Origin of the sequence: Clostridium sp. CAG:265 (genome assembly GCF_000436575.1) — a bacterium.
Lineage (GTDB): Bacteria > Bacillota > Clostridia > Clostridiales > Clostridiaceae > Clostridium > Clostridium lentum.
Window position 1 is genome coordinate 68,309 of the sequence record NZ_FR886602.1, and the last position, 15,743, is coordinate 84,051.

The 15,743-nt window shown below is 30.5% G+C and carries 16 protein-coding genes; 12 read left to right on the top strand and 4 right to left on the bottom strand.

Features of this window, described 5'->3' with window-relative positions; genetic code table 11:
• Positions 1–87: 87 nt before the first annotated feature.
• Together Q5O29_RS04200 and Q5O29_RS04205 are read left to right on the top strand one after the other, a co-directional pair.
• Positions 88–231 carry a hypothetical protein gene (locus Q5O29_RS04200; protein WP_022211750.1) on the top strand — a complete coding sequence of 48 codons (144 nt, stop codon included), beginning with the start codon at positions 88–90 and terminating at the stop codon, positions 229–231.
• Positions 232–359: 128 nt separating this feature from the next.
• Positions 360–626: a metal-sensitive transcriptional regulator gene (locus Q5O29_RS04205; RefSeq protein WP_022211751.1), complete on the top strand. Its 267-nt coding sequence runs from the start codon at positions 360–362 to the stop codon at positions 624–626.
• Positions 627–682: 56 nt separating this feature from the next.
• Here Q5O29_RS04205 and Q5O29_RS04210 read toward each other — a convergent pair whose 3' ends face one another.
• Both Q5O29_RS04210 and Q5O29_RS04215 read right to left on the bottom strand, forming a co-directional pair.
• Complete coding sequence (locus Q5O29_RS04210; RefSeq protein WP_022211752.1) at positions 683–1,141, bottom strand: threonine/serine exporter family protein; 459 nt, start codon at positions 1,139–1,141, stop codon at positions 683–685.
• 1 nt (position 1,142) lies between these two features.
• Complete coding sequence (locus Q5O29_RS04215; RefSeq protein ID WP_022211753.1) at positions 1,143–1,901, bottom strand: threonine/serine exporter family protein; 759 nt, start codon at positions 1,899–1,901, stop codon at positions 1,143–1,145.
• 140 nt (positions 1,902–2,041) lie between these two features.
• On the opposite strand from Q5O29_RS04215, the gene glyA reads away from it, so the two are divergent.
• From glyA to hypF, 6 genes are all read left to right on the top strand, one after another.
• The gene (gene glyA / locus Q5O29_RS04220; protein WP_302631730.1) at positions 2,042–3,274 is read left to right on the top strand and encodes a serine hydroxymethyltransferase; all 1,233 of its coding nucleotides are present in this window, start codon (positions 2,042–2,044) and stop codon (positions 3,272–3,274) included.
• A gap of 26 nt (positions 3,275–3,300) precedes the next feature.
• Positions 3,301–4,053 (top strand): exodeoxyribonuclease III, encoded by a 753-nt coding sequence (locus Q5O29_RS04225; RefSeq protein ID WP_022211755.1) that lies wholly within the window; start codon positions 3,301–3,303, stop codon positions 4,051–4,053.
• 151 nt (positions 4,054–4,204) lie between these two features.
• Entirely contained in the window at positions 4,205–4,993 is a 789-nt protein-coding gene (locus Q5O29_RS04230; RefSeq protein ID WP_022211756.1) for an N-acetylmuramoyl-L-alanine amidase, read from the top strand.
• 102 nt (positions 4,994–5,095) lie between these two features.
• Positions 5,096–5,737, top strand: coding sequence for a hypothetical protein (locus Q5O29_RS04235; protein ID WP_022211757.1), 642 nt, complete (start codon positions 5,096–5,098; stop codon positions 5,735–5,737).
• A 165-nt stretch (positions 5,738–5,902) separates the two neighbouring features.
• Positions 5,903–7,948, top strand: a complete 2,046-nt coding sequence (locus Q5O29_RS04240; RefSeq protein ID WP_022211758.1) for a YgiQ family radical SAM protein — start codon at positions 5,903–5,905, stop codon at positions 7,946–7,948.
• 278 nt (positions 7,949–8,226) lie between these two features.
• Positions 8,227–10,500 (top strand): carbamoyltransferase HypF, encoded by a 2,274-nt coding sequence (gene hypF / locus Q5O29_RS04245; protein WP_022211759.1) that lies wholly within the window; start codon positions 8,227–8,229, stop codon positions 10,498–10,500.
• 40 nt (positions 10,501–10,540) lie between these two features.
• Here the strand turns inward: hypF and Q5O29_RS04250 are convergent, their stop codons facing one another.
• Positions 10,541–10,711, bottom strand: coding sequence for a hypothetical protein (locus tag Q5O29_RS04250; protein WP_022211760.1), 171 nt, complete (start codon positions 10,709–10,711; stop codon positions 10,541–10,543).
• Between the two features lie 133 nt (positions 10,712–10,844).
• Here Q5O29_RS04250 and Q5O29_RS04255 point away from each other — a divergent pair, with 133 nt between their 5' ends.
• The 3 genes from Q5O29_RS04255 (at position 10,845) to Q5O29_RS04265 (ending at position 13,408) form a co-directional block, all read left to right on the top strand.
• Positions 10,845–10,994, top strand: a complete 150-nt coding sequence (locus Q5O29_RS04255; RefSeq protein ID WP_022211761.1) for a hypothetical protein — start codon at positions 10,845–10,847, stop codon at positions 10,992–10,994.
• 19 nt (positions 10,995–11,013) lie between these two features.
• The gene (locus Q5O29_RS04260; RefSeq protein WP_022211762.1) at positions 11,014–11,169 is read left to right on the top strand and encodes a hypothetical protein; all 156 of its coding nucleotides are present in this window, start codon (positions 11,014–11,016) and stop codon (positions 11,167–11,169) included.
• A gap of 151 nt (positions 11,170–11,320) precedes the next feature.
• A complete protein-coding gene (locus Q5O29_RS04265; RefSeq protein WP_022211763.1) occupies positions 11,321–13,408 on the top strand; it encodes a sodium-translocating pyrophosphatase in 2,088 nt (695 codons plus the stop codon).
• Positions 13,409–13,455: 47 nt separating this feature from the next.
• On the opposite strand, the gene Q5O29_RS04270 is transcribed toward Q5O29_RS04265, so the two are convergent.
• On the bottom strand, positions 13,456–14,547 hold the full coding sequence (locus tag Q5O29_RS04270) for an amidase domain-containing protein (protein WP_302631735.1): 1,092 nt from the start codon (positions 14,545–14,547) through the stop codon (positions 13,456–13,458).
• 232 nt (positions 14,548–14,779) lie between these two features.
• Here Q5O29_RS04270 and Q5O29_RS04275 point away from each other — a divergent pair, with 232 nt between their 5' ends.
• The gene (locus Q5O29_RS04275) at positions 14,780–15,739 is read left to right on the top strand and encodes a metallophosphoesterase (RefSeq protein ID WP_022211765.1); all 960 of its coding nucleotides are present in this window, start codon (positions 14,780–14,782) and stop codon (positions 15,737–15,739) included.
• The last annotated feature ends 4 nt before the right edge of the window (positions 15,740–15,743 follow it).

Consider the following 15,743-nt stretch of genomic DNA (forward strand, 5'->3'; position numbering starts at 1 on the left):
TCTTTATTTTATCCTTAAGCATAAAAATAATATATTTGCAAAAAATATTAATAAGCTTTTTTATGCTAAAACTTAGGAGGGATTATAATGAAGAACAATTCTATGAATAAGATGAAGAAAGCCATGAAGAAGAACATGAAAAAAAGTAATGTATTAGTTGAAATGGCAGAAGACTTTAAAGATTTAATTACCGATGCTAAAATATATAAGAAATTAACTAAAAAAAAATAATATGTTTTTTTGACCATGGCCCTAGAAAATCTAGGGCTATATTTATTAATTGATTTTTTATTGATTTGTAAATTTAATAAAAAATGATACAATATAACCTATATAGTTAAGTGTAGGAGTGAAAGAAAATGGATAATGATAAATATAGAAAAGATATTTCCAACAGACTTAAGAGAATTGAGGGGCAGGTTAAGGGAATACAAGGTATGGTAGAAAAGGATGCTTGTTGTGATGATATACTTATTCAGATTTCAGCTATAAGATCTGCTATTAATAAAGTTGGTAGTATGATGATAGAGCATTATGCAAATAATTGTATGGGTGTTGAAAAAGATAGTATTGAAGAAGCGAGAATAAAAAAGCTCGTTAAAACTATAAATACATTTATAAAATAATGATGAATTATATAAATATAGTTCATCATTATTTTATATTATTAAATCATTAATGCTTATTGCTGATTAAAGCGCTTACTGGAATGATTTCTTTTAACTCTGAAAATAAGTGAAGTAATGGTGGATATAAAAATTACACCTAAAGCAAGAGTACCAGCATTAGCTAAGGTATTTATTCCTAAATGAACAGCATTTTGTAGGTCACCATTAATGGTAGCAAGCATTGTATAGTACATGCCGCTTCCAGGAACTAACGGAAATAACGCACAAATTACAAAAGAAGTAACCGGAGTTTTAAAGATTCTAGCTAAAACTTCGCTATATGTACTAAATACTAAAGCTGAAATGAATAATGAGGAAACTTCGCTTAGGCCTAGTGATAGCGGTAAGGAATAGCAATACCAGCTTAGTCCTCCTCCTAAGGCGGCAAAAAGAAGCTTTTTACCTTTTATATTAAAAAGTATTCCAAAACCAAAGGTTATTATAAATGAAACAAAAGACATACGTAATAACATATTAAATACCTCCTAGAACTCTCATACAAATACTTAAACCTGCACCTGTACCTACTGCAATAGAAATAGCAATGAAAAATGCTTCAGCTGCTCGTGTAAGGCCAGAAACCAAATCACCTGCTATAGTATCCCTTATGGCATTAGTAATGGCAAGACCAGGCACTAGAAGCATTATAGAGCCAATGATAGTTTGATGTATACCACTAGCAAGACCAAGCTTTTGTAGAATTACTGCTAAAATGGCAGTAAGGGCACCTGAAATTACATTAATAAAGAAAAAGTTTATTCTAAGTTCGTTGCCTTTTAGAGTAATAAGCCTAATTAATAGCCCTATAATAAAGGCTGAAAACATATCTTTTATTGTGCCACCAAAAAGGATTGCACATGAGCCAGCACCAAAAGCCGAAAAGAATAATGTCACCATAGATGAATATCTTTCCCCTTCATTTATTTTTATGAGCTCTTCTTTAAATTGATCAACAGTTAGATTTCTACTTAGAATATTTCTAGACAAGTCATTTACCTTATCTATTTTGTTCAAATCAACTGTTCTGCTGACCACTCTTTTAGTTAAGGAGTATATTTCTCCTTTATGTAATATAGAGGTCATTATTCCAGTAGGAGTAACAAAGCTTTCTGCTTGTTCCGCTCCAAAGGTTTTGCAAATTCTCAAAATAGTATCTTCTACACGATAAGTTTCTCCGCCACTTTCCAAAATAATTTGACCTGCAAATGTTGCAACTTGTAAAATTTCGTTCATGGTTTTATCTCCTATTGTTTTTTTATAACTATATGTATTATAACATATAAAATAAATAGGTAATATATATAAAAATATAGTTGAATATATTATTGATTATATTTATAATTTTAATAAAATATAAAAAATGGGGTGAAAATATGGATTTTAAAAATTTAGTAAAAGTTGATGAAGAGATTTATAGTTTAGTTGAAAAAGAACTAGAAAGAGAGCAAGATGGTATTGAGCTTATTGCATCAGAAAATTTTGCATCAGAGGCAGTAATGGAAGCAATGGGATCATATTTAACAAACAAATATGCAGAAGGGTATCCAAGTAAACGTTATTATGGCGGTTGTCAAGTAGTTGATGAAGTTGAGGAACTAGCGAGAGAAAGAGTTAAAAAGCTTTTTGGAGCAGAACATGCAAATGTACAACCACATTCAGGGTCACAAGCAAATATGGCAGTATACTTTACAATATTGCAGCCAGGGGATACTGTATTAGGAATGAACTTAAGCCATGGTGGACACCTTACTCATGGTTCAGCTGTTAACTTCTCAGGGAGATTATATAACTTTGTTTCTTATGGAGTTAATAAGGAAACTGAAAGGATAGATTATGAGGAAGTAAGGAGGCTAGCATTAGAATATAAACCTAAACTTATAGTAGCAGGAGCCAGCGCATATTCTAGGATAATAGATTTTAAAAAGTTAAAGGAAATCTGTGATGAAGTAGCAGCATATTTTATGGTTGATATGGCCCATATAGCAGGACTTGTAGCAACAGGAGCACATCCTTCACCAGTACCATATGCAGATTTTGTTACTTCAACAACTCATAAGACACTGAGAGGACCTAGAGGTGGACTTATATTATGTAAGGAAAAGTATGCAAAAGCATTAGATAAAAATATTTTCCCAGGTATTCAAGGGGGACCGTTAATGCATACTATAGCTGCAAAAGCGGTATGCTTCAAAGAAGCACTTCAGCCAGAATTTAAGGAATATATAGATAGAGTAGTGAAAAACTGTAAGGTATTAGCAGAAGAATTAGTAAAATATGATTTTAAATTAGTATCTAATGGAAGTGATAACCACTTAATTCTTATTGATTTAAACAATAAGGATATAACAGGAAAAGATGCAGAAAAGCGTTTAGATAGTATTGGAATAACAGTGAATAAGAATACTGTGCCAAATGAAACAAAGAGTCCATTTGTTACTTCAGGTATAAGAATAGGAACAGCAGCTGTAACAACTAGAGGCTTTGATGAAGAGGATATGAAAGAAGTGGCAGCTTTAATAAATGATGCAATAGAAAATAAGGATGAAGACTTATCATCATTAAAAAATAGAGTAAAAGCATTATGCAGTAAGCACCCTTTATATTAATAATGATATAAGCATAGGAGGAAACAATGAAATTAATTTCTTGGAATGTAAATGGATTAAGAGCATGTGTACAAAAGGGATTTTTAGAATATTTTAATAGTGTTAATGCAGATGTGTTCTGTATTCAAGAAAGTAAGCTTCAGGAAGGTCAAATAGAACTAGATCTTCCAGGTTATGAGCAATATTGGAATTATGCAGAGAAAAAAGGATATTCAGGAACAGCAATATTTACAAAGAAAAAACCTTTAAGTGTAAAATATGGTCTTGGAATTGAAGAACATGATCATGAAGGTAGGGTAATTACCTTAGAGTTTGAAGATGAATATGTTATAACTGTTTATACTCCTAATTCACAAAATGAACTGGCTAGACTTGATTATAGAATGAAGTGGGAAGATGATTTTAAAGAGTATTTAAAAGAACTTTCAAAAAAGAAGTCAGTAATCGTATGTGGAGATTTAAATGTAGCACATAAGGAAATAGACTTAAAGAATCCTAAGACTAACCGAAAAAATGCAGGATTTACAGATGAAGAAAGAGAAAAGCTTACTGATTTATTAAAGGCAGGCTTTATTGATACATTCAGATATTTTAAGCCAGATGTTACAGGGATTTATTCTTGGTGGTCATATAGGTTTAATTCAAGAAAGAATAATGCTGGATGGAGAATTGATTATTTCCTAGTATCAGAAGATATGAAGGATAGATTGGTTTCAGCAGATATACACACAGAAGTTCTTGGCTCAGATCATTGTCCAGTAGAACTAGTAATAGAATAATTTACTCAAAATAGACATAAGCTAAAATTTAGTTTATGTCTATTTTTATGGAAAATGTCAATGGAACGAAAGAAAAAAGTATAAAAAAACATATTTTGTTGAAACTATGTAATAAGTAGAGGATTTTGAAAAAATTAAGGAGGTATAAGTGATGTATTGGATAATTAGGGGAGAAGGAAATGGAGTATGCATAAAAAATCTTATGAAACTCATAATAGTTTTGGCTTTGGTTATAGTAAGTACTAGCTCTCTTTTTACATATGCCTATGAGCCTGCAGAAGCTTCTAATGAAAATGTTAATAATAATTTTAAAGTATGTATTGATCCAGGTCATCAAGCTAAATATGATTCTAGGGGGGAGCCAGTGGCACCTGGAAGCAGTACAAAGAAAGCTAGAGTGTCAGCAGGTACAAAAGGAGTTGCCACTAAGAAGAATGAGTATGAAGTAAATTTGGAAGCAGCATTATTATTAAGAGAAATGCTTAATAATAAAAGTTATAATGTAATAATGACAAGGGATAATAACAATGTAAATATTAGCAATATAGAACGTGCAGAGATAGCTAATGAAAATAATTCAGATATTGCCATCAGGATACATTGTGATAGTTTACTAGATAGCAGTAAGACTGGAGCTACAATTCTTGTGCCTAATAAAGAATGTGAATGGACAAAAGAGATATATGAAAATAGTTATACATTTGCTACAATACTACAGGAAAAATTAAAAGAAGGAAATATTAAGGTGAATGGAGTATTTGAAAGAAAGGATATAACAGGATTCAATTGGTCTAAGGTACCAGTTATAATTTTAGAGATGGGGTTTATGAGTAATTATAATGAAGATACTATGCTATCTAATCCTAATTATCAAAAAAAGATTATGAATTGTGTATCTGAAGCAATAGATGAATATCAAAATGTTATGATAAAAAGATAAATTTATTTCATAAAGCATAAAAATAGGAATAAAAATATAAAAAGAGGATAAAATATAAGATAAATATTATTTTCCAAAATAATAATGTATAGGAGGTATTTGGTGAAAAGGTATAATTTAATTTATTATTGGCAAAACTTCTTGGCTAATCAAGATGATGTCTCACTTAAACCTAATGCATACGTTATAAAGTTTTGTATAGTAAATAAATATAGTTATGATTATTATTGTAATTGGTATTCGTTTGCAAAAGTGGAAAAATTAATAAGTTTCTTAAAATGTGTAGTAATACCTTCAACATATATAACAAAGGCATTTGGCAAAGATGAAAATACAATATTTCTAGATGCTTTAGATAAATATGAGTGTATGGAGTATTTGGAAAGAGCCAGTGTTTTTGATAAAAGAGAATTATTAAGAAGAGTAAATAGGGAATATGATTTTTTAAGTAGAGTTGAAAAATGTAATTTAGGAATTGAAGGAGTTAAAAAGTATTTAGAATTAATTAATAAATACAATGATAAAAACAGCAAAATATTTCTTGAATTAGAATTTTATAAAAATGTAAATATGATTGGTAAAGGGTTAATAGATGAATATGAAAAGGAAAATATGCTCGATGACTTGGAAGAAAATATGGCTTTAAACAAAAATGAAATATTATCAATGTTTGAAAATATAGATAAGAATATGTTTATGTTAAAAAAACTCAATACTTATTTAAATAATACGCTTACATTCTAGTAAAAAACAAGAGATTAATAAATATCTCTTGTTTTTTTATATGAATAATGAAGGTAAATAGATATTGCATATTAACAAGAACAAAATAAAATGGTATATTAATATAAGTTATATAAAGTATTAGAGATACTTTTATTAAAAATTAGAAATGAGAGATGTGATTAAATGGATAAAAATAGATTTTTACCTATTTCTAAAGAAGATATGAATGAAAGAGGTTGGGAGCAGTGTGATTTTATTATTGTAACTGGTGATGCATATGTAGACCATCATAGCTTTGGTACTGCTATCATTTCAAGAGTTTTAGAAAATGAAGGTTATAAAGTAGGGATAATAGCACAGCCAGATTGGCATAGCACTGATGATTTTATGAAGCTTGGTAAACCAAGACTAGGATTCCTTGTTAATGCAGGAAATATGGATTCAATGGTAAATCATTATACTGTAAGTAAAAGAAGAAGAGAAAAGGATCTTTATTCACCAGGTGGTGAAATGGGATTAAGACCAGATAGAGCTACTATTGTTTATTGTAACAAGATTAGAGAGGCTTATGGCAAAATAAATATATGTATAGGTGGAGTAGAAGCTAGCCTAAGAAGATTTGCTCATTATGATTATTGGTCTGATAAAGTTAGAAAATCAATCTTAATAGATAGTGGTGCAGACCTTTTAATTTATGGAATGAGTGAAAAGCAAATAGTTGAAGTAGCTAGATGCATGAATGAAGGTTTTGATGCTAAGTACATACGACACGTGCCAGGAACGTGTTATTTAGTAGACTCAATGGATGAAGTTTACGAAGAACATATAGTTATTCCATCATATAAAGAAGTGACTGCCGATAAAATAGTTTATGCACAGGCTTTTAAAGTTACATATCAAGAGCAAGATCCTATAAGAGGAAGAACTATTGTTCAAGATCAAGGCGACAAGATACTTGTAGTTAACAAGCCAGAAGTAATTTTAAATAGAGAAGAACTTGATGCAGTATATGCACTTCCATATACTAAAGAATATCATCCATCATATAAGGAAGCAGGTGGAATTCCAGCTTTAGAAGAAGTAAAGTTCAGTATTATGAGTTCAAGAGGATGTTTTGGAAATTGTTCATTTTGTGCCATCACATTCCACCAAGGAAGAGCTGTAGAAAGTAGAAGTGAAGAGTCTATAGTTCAAGAAGCTAAAGAAATGACAGAAATGCCAGACTTTAAGGGATATATCCATGATGTTGGAGGTCCTACAGCTAACTTTAGAAAGCCAGCATGTAAGCATCAATTAACTATAGGTGCATGTAAGGTTAAACAATGTTTAAGTCCAAGTCCTTGTAGAAACTTAGAAGTTGATCATAAAGAATTTTTAAGTGTTCTTAGAAGTGTAAGAAGTTTGCCAAAGGTTAAAAAGGTATTTGTACGTTCAGGTATCAGATATGACTATGTAATGGCAGATAAGGATGATACATTCTTCAAAGAATTAGTAGAACATCATGTTAGTGGCCAGTTAAAAGTAGCTCCAGAACACGTATCTGAAGAAGTATTAAAATATATGGGTAAACCAGCTGGTAGAACATATGAAGATTTTAGACAAAAGTTCTTTAAGATAACAGAAAAGTTGGGAAAGAAACAATATATAATTCCATACTTAATGTCAAGCCATCCAGGTAGCACATTAAAAGAAGCAATAAACCTTGCTGAATACTTAAGAGATATTAAGTATCAACCAGAGCAAGTACAAGATTTCTACCCAACACCAGGAACATTATCAACAACAATGTTTTATACAGGACTTGATCCAATAACTATGAAGCCAGTTTATATACCTAAAACTAAGGAAGAAAAGGCTATGCAGAGAGCACTTCTTCAATTCAGTAATCCTAAAAATTATAATATAGTTTATGATGCATTAATGAAGGCTGGAAGAGAAGACTTAATTGGTAATGGACCTAAGTGCTTAATAAGATCAAAAGAGCAAAGATATATGGATGTTCATGGCTTAGGGTACAAAGGAAAGAGCAAAGGAAAGTCTAAAGATAATAGCGGCAGAGGAAGTAAAAACTCTAAAAATTATAAAGACTCAAAAAATTCAAAAAATAAAAAATCAAATGATACAAGGGATAATAGAAATCCTAGAGATTCAAGAGATACTAAAGCACCTAAGAAATCAAGAGGAAGCTTTAAGGAAAGACAGGCTGCAAAAAATAGAAGAAGCAGATAACAAAAAGATACTACATATGAATGTCAACTGAAAAATGACTTTCATATATAGTGTCTTTTTTGTTTTGTATTTTATAATTACAACAAAATAATGTAAAATATGGTATAATTAATTAAAAATAAGAAGAAATATGATGAATAATCTATATGTTATTAGTCTATTGGGAGAATAGTCTAAAATAAATAAATAAATCTATTCTCTTATACTCAAAGAGCAATTAATTATTTGAGAAATGGAGAATAATATGAAGTTGAAAAATTAAAGTGAGGATAGTATAAATGATTATAGCTAAAAAGATTGTTATAAAGGGAATAGTACAAGGAGTTGGCTTTAGGCCATTTATCTATAAGAATGCCTTTAAAAATAATTTAAAGGGCTTTGTAAACAATACTAGTAAAGGTGTTTTTATTGAAGTGGAAGGTTACCATGAAGATATAATTTCTTTTATTAAGGAAATAAGAGAAAAACCACCAGTTTTATCTAAGGTTACAGATATAAAGATAATAGATAAGGAAATAGAGGGATACACGGATTTTAAAATAATTGAAAGTGTGGAAGAGGAAGAAGCAATAACGTTACTTTCACCAGATATAGCTACTTGTGATGATTGTCTTAGAGATATCAGTGATGTAAATAATAGACGCTATAGATATCCTTTTACTAATTGCACCAATTGTGGACCAAGATTTTCAATTACTAAGAAAGTTCCTTATGATAGAGGTAATACTACCATGAGTGTTTTTGAAATGTGTACTGTTTGTAGAGTAGAGTATACTAATCCTATAGATAGGCGTTTTCATGCTCAGCCCAATGGATGCTCTAAGTGTGGTCCAAAAGTCTTTATTTGTGATAAAGAAGGACAGGAAATTATCTCTAAAGATCCCATAAAGGATATTGCAAAAGAAATAAAGAATGGTAAGATTGTAGCTATTAAGGGAATTGGTGGGTTTCATCTAGCTTGTGCTGCAAAAAGTGCTAAAGTTATAAATGAAATTAGGAAGAGAAAGAAAAGACCTGGTAAGCCTTTAGCTGTAATGATGAGAGATATTGAGACAGTTAAAAAATATTGTCACGTAAATGAATTGGAAGAAAGAATATTGCTTGGTAATAAAAAACCTATTTTACTTTTAGATAAAAAAAGAAATTCTCTTTTACCAAGGGAGCTTACTAATTATCAAAATGGAAAATTAGGTGTAATGCTTCCATATACGCCAGTACATCATATTTTATTTAGCGAGGATATTGATGTATTAGTAATGACTAGTGCTAATATAAATGGTGAGCCTATGGTGTATAAAAATCATGAAGCAATAGAAAAACTAAGAGGAATTGCAGACTTTTATTTAATGAATAATCGTGATATCTATATTCCCATAGATGACGCTGTTTCTAGAGTAGTTTTAGGCAAGGAAAGAGTTATGCGTATTGCCCGTGGATATGCACCTAAAGCAATGGAAATAAAAAATATGGCATATACTATTGCCTTAGGATCTAATAGCAATAATACATTTGCTATAGCTAATGGAGAAAATGTTTTTTTAAGTAATTATATTGGTGATTTAGTAAATTATAATACTTGGCAGCATTATATAAACTCATTAGAACATATGAAAAAAATTTATAAGATTAATCCTAAAAGCTATTTTTATGATCTTCATCCGAATTTTTATCAAAATGAACTATTAAAAGAAATAGAAATTAGGAAAATTGGAATACAGCATCATCATGCACATATAGTATCATGTATGGCAGAACATTCTTTAGAGGAAGAGGTAATAGGAGTTGCTTTTGATGGTACAGGCTATGGCACTGATGGAAAGCTATGGGGAGGAGAGTTTTTTATTTGTGATAGAGAAAGATTTAAAAGACTTGCCCATATAAATTATATTGCCCTTCCAGGAGGCGAAGGCGCGATTAGAGAGCCGTGGAAGATGGCCATAAGTTATTTATATGATACTTTTAAAGAAAATTATACTGTTTATTTGCCTAAGCATTTACAACAAAAGAAACATAAAATTATTACTGAGATAATAAAAAAGGATATCAATTCGCCTAAAGCTAGCAGTATAGGAAGACTCTTTGATGCAGTTGCAGCATTATTAGGATTTGACGATAAAATAACATTTCAAGGAGAAGCAGCTATAGATTTAGAGAATATATCCTGCAAGGATGATGAGTCATTTTATCAATATAATATTTGCTTGGAAGAAGGAAGCTATATAATCGATTGCAAGCCAATAATTAAATCTGTAGTAATTGATATAATAGATGGCATAGATAAAGAACTTATAGCCAGGAGATTTCATAATACTGTTATTGAATTTACCACTGTATTATGTGAAATATTAAGAAAAGAATATCATTTATCTTCAGTTGTATTAAGCGGTGGGGTATTTCAAAATGAAATACTACTAATCAATATATATGAAAAATTAATTAAAAAAGGCTTTAAGGTCTATATAAATGAACAAATTCCTGCCAATGATGAAGGAATAAGTATAGGGCAGATGGTAATAGGTAATGAGATATTAAAAAAGGAGCTTGTTGTTTAGCAAGCCCTTTTTAGTTACTATATAAAAGTTTTGTTATATGCTATTTATCAGTGTTTTTAGTAAAACATAGCTTACATACATTTACCTTGTTGCCAGCACTATCATTAGCTGTCCATGCAAGTTTTACTCTTTTTCTACCACAAAGAGGGCATGTACCTCTCCAGTCAGGAGTAGTTGCTTTAAGATATTTTCCTCTTCTTTGTTTTGCCATAGTATCACCTCCTTAAATTTAATTAATATGGTAAAAGTGTTCTTTAAAGTATATTCATAACTATCTAATAATTGAATAAGAAATATGAAAATTAAGCAAAATAAAATTATTATGATAGCAAGGAGATGATGATGTGAAAAAGATTGACATTGCGTTGCAAAAGACAGTAGCAAAGAGAATGATTGTTGATGGCGAACCCTGGGAAAAGATAATGGATGAAACTCATTTAAGATTGAAGGATTTAAAGAGAATTCAAAGAGATGAAATAAATCCTCATTTTTAATATATAGGAGGGATGAAAAATGCAGAATGATAATAAGAGGACATATAACAAGGAAAATTACTTAAGAAATGGAACTAAGAGACAAAATCAATATGCAAAAAACAGCTTTAATAATAATGTTCAAGAACCAGCTTTAAATGAAAGTGGAGAAGAAGCTAAAAGAAGAGGATTTTAAAATAGCTATTGCTACAGTACTAAATATTTAGTGCTGTAGCTTTTTTGTGATACAAAATAAATGTTAAGTAATATTTTTTACCAACTATGTAATATGAGGAAATATGAAACATATATTTATATTGTAAAAAAGTTTAAATGGGAGGAATCATATGAATTTAATAGTTTTAGCTCCTGTAGGAGCAACGGTGGCATTATTATTTGCAGCATATTTTACTTATACAATTTTTAAAGTAGATGAAGGCACTGACAGTATGAAGCATATTGCAGAAAGTATACGTAAGGGGGCAAATGCTTATTTAAAAAGGCAGTATATTGTTGTAGGTAAATTTTTTGCAGCAATTTTTGTCTTGCTTTTAATTCTTTCTTATTTTGATTATGTATCTATATTTATTCCATATGCCTTTATAACAGGAGGATTTTTCTCTGCACTTAGTGGATATCTTGGAATGAAAATAGCTACTAATTCTAATGCAAGAACTGCTAATGCTTGTACTAAGAGTTTGAACAGTGGTCTAAGAGTAGCCTTTTCTAGTGGAGCAGTAATGGGTTTGGTAGTAGTTGGGCTTGCACTTTTAGATATAAGTGCATGGTACTATATTTTAAATTGGTATTATAATGGTGATGCATCATCTATTGCTTCAACAATGCTTACATTTGGAATGGGTGCCTCTGCCATGGCTCTTTTTGCCAGAGTAGGTGGAGGTATATTTACTAAGGCAGCTGATGTAGGTGCAGACTTGGTAGGAAAGGTAGAAATAGGAATACCAGAAGATGATCCAAGAAATCCAGCTGTTATAGCAGACAATGTTGGTGATAATGTTGGTGATGTTGCTGGAATGGGAGCAGATTTATTTGAATCATATCTAGGTGCAATAGTTTGCTCCTCAGCACTGGCTATTTCAGCAGGACTTAAAGGTAATGGTGTAGCACTTCCTCTTATTATCGCAGCAATTGGAATCATAGCATCAATCATTGGTACTTTTTTTGTTAAGGCAAAAGAAGATGTGTCTCAAAAATCACTTCTTGCAGCTTTAAGACGAGGGACATATTCTTCTGCAATAATTATTGCAATTGTAGCATATTTTTTAGTTTCTAATGTTTTAGGAAGTAAATATATAGGCATATATTTTTCTATACTTTCAGGACTTATAGCAGGTATTTTAATTGGCTTCTTAACTGAATACTATACCAGTGATAATTATAAACCAACTAGAGCTATTGCAGAATCCTCAGAAACAGGTTCAGCTACAGTAATTATTACAGGATTATCTGTAGGAATGAAATCCACAGCTTTTCCAGTAATAGTAGTAGGGTTATCAATACTTATAAGTTATGTGGTGGCAGGAGGGCTTGATAGCTATAGTTTAGGGCTTTATGGTATTGGGATTTCCTCAGTGGGAATGCTTTCAACTTTAGGAATAACTTTGGCCACAGATGCTTATGGACCTGTAGCTGATAACGCTGGAGGAATTGCTGAAATGGCAGGATTAGATCCATCTGTAAGAGAAAGGACAGATGCACTAGATTCTTTAGGAAATACTACAGCAGCAACAGGAAAAGGATTTGCCATTGGCTCTGCAGCCTTAACAGCACTTGCTTTTATAGCAGCTTATAAAGATTCAATAGAGCAACTAGTAGAAAGTAACCCTGATTTAAGTTTTCAGTTTGACCTTTCAATTTTAAACCCTAATGTTTTAATAGGTTTGCTTATAGGTACCATGGTTACTTTTGCCTTTTCTTCTTTCACTATGAGTGCAGTTGGTAGGGCTGCTAGTAAGATTGTTATTGAAGTAAGAAGACAGTTTAAGGAAATCAAAGGATTAATGGAAGGTAAAGTAGATCCAGATTATGCATCATGTGTTGATATATGTACTAAATCAGCATTAAGGGAACTTGTAATAATTGCAGCCATTTCACTTATTACACCAATTGCAGTTGGTCTTATCCTAGGGCCCAATGGGGTGGCAGGTTTGCTTGGTGGATCAACTACCAGTGGTTTTGTTTTAGCAGTTATGATGTCAAACTCAGGTGGAGCATGGGATAATGCTAAGAAATATATTGAAGCAGGTAATTTTGGAGGAAAAGGTTCAGAAAATCATAAGGCAACAGTAGTAGGAGATACAGTAGGAGACCCATTTAAAGATACTTCAGGACCAGCTTTAAATATTTTAATTAAGCTTATGTCAGTAATAGCAATTGTTTTTGGTATGGTAATACTTAAGTTTTCAATTTTTTAATCATTAAGTGAAAAGGGAGCAATTTTTATATTGTTCCCTTTATAATATTAATAATGAACATCTAAAAAATGAAATCTAATGTTGTCATTGCTCCATCCTAAATCATATGGAACCAGTAGTCTATCAGTATTATGACATGTAACTAGAGGATAACCTTTAGAATCTAATCCAGTGACTGTAGAAATATGTGTAATTCTTCCTTTTTTTTCGTAACCTACAAAATCTCCAGGCTTTAAATTAAAGGCTGCTTTATAGATATCATTATAGCTTCCTTTGGCAATATATGATGCTCTACCGCTATTAACCATGTAATTTTTAAATTCCTGAGCATTAACCCAAGCTTTAGTACCAGACTTTCCAGAATAACTCCAAGAAGAGTTTTTCTTAAATTCTCCTCCCTCATATAGTATTTGAGAAGCAAAGTTAGCACAATCACCACCATCAGGATTAAAGTTTTTGTAATTCTTATTATACTTAAATAAATGTTCTTCATCATCGGATACACCACAATAAGTATGGGCGTAATCAATAGCTTTTTTTGTTCTTTCATCAGGTGTATATTTAGGTGCTTTATGTGATAAAATGTAATTTTTAATTTCATTAGATTTTATGTTGTTTAAATCTAGTGAATCAGCTAAAGGGTCTGTATACCATTCTTTTTCAATGATAAATCTGTTATCATCACTTTTTTTTAAATTCAAATAATGGCATGTGCCTAGTTTAAATCTATTTTCTATACATGGCTCATCTTCATATTTGTAGAAAAATTCTGTGGAAACATAACAAATAACTCCATATAAATTTTTCTCTTTTTCAATGGCTTTACTTATATTCACAATAGAATTAATCCTACTAAAATTAGCTCCTTGTTTTTCACACCAGTTGGAAAAGTATTTAATTTTCTTGATTTCATTTTCATAAGCCCACTGACCAGTTTTTTTATCCAAATTATAAAAAGATTTTAAACCTTCACTATCATTAGATAAGATAGATGAATTTCTATTGAGAAATAAGTTATCTAGTAAGGGTTTAAACTGAGACTTTAAATCTTTGTTATCTTCAATGAGATTATTTTCGTCCTCCAGGGTAGTAATATCATCTCTAGGTATATTATAACTGTAGCAAGGAATGGAGCACATATTTAAAAGCAAGTAAAAGAAAGAGATTAATTTAACTAATAAACTAATTTTCAAAGATATCAAACCTTTCTATAGCATTTTAGAATGAAAAATACTAATGAATTCAAATATTTAATTATATTTTATGCAATTATAGAATTTTTATAGGTGTTAAATTAATCTTGTAAATGATGTGGAATATGGAAATGGAAAATCATAAAATAATTAAAGTTAAATATAAAGGAGTAGGATTATGTCAAAAAAGGATTTAAGTAGATTATATGATAATGCCTTTACGATACCTTTTAATGATGAGGATAAAATTGTTTTTATGTCAGATGTGCATCGTGGTGATGGAACATATTACGATGCCTTATTAAATAATAGAAATATATATTTGACAGCACTTAGATATTATCTTAGAAATAATTTCATTTATGTAGAAGTGGGAGATGGTGATGAACTATGGAAAAATAGGGATTTTACTGAAATAGCATATGCATATGAATCAGTATTTAGAGTATTTAATAAATTTAGCAAGAAAGATAGGATTTTTATTATATATGGAAATCATGATATAATAAAGAGTAAAAAAAATTTTAAATTAAAGCAAGAAAAATGTATAAATAAAATTGGCACAAAATATGGCAATGAGTTTATGGAATTTATAGATAATAATATATTTTATGAAGGAATTAATTTTTTATATAATCCACTAAATGAAAAGTTTCTTGTAACCCATGGACATCAAATAGATATTACTAATTCTACATTTAAAGATATAAGCAAAATATTAGTGAGATATATTTGGAAATTTATGTATGGAATAGCAGGTTTTCGTGATCCAACTAATTCAGCAAAAAGTAAAAATAAAAGAACACTTATTGATAATAAATTACAACAATGGGTTAAAGAAAATGGTAAAATGCTTATATGTGGGCATACTCATAATAGTTATTTTCCAGATATTCATGAACCACCATATTTTAATGATGGATGTTGTGTACTTCCAGATGCAGCAACTGCCATTGAAATTTCAGGAGGAAAGATATCTTTGGTGAAGTGGAGCGTACAGGCTCAGGAGACGGGTATACTTTGGGTGAAGAAAGCAATTATTGGGGGTCCTGTATCCATTGAAAACTATTTGTTATGGGCAAGGAATGAAAGAGATAGGTTAAGAAGAGCAGAAGAGGAAGAAAGAAAAAATAAATAAAATT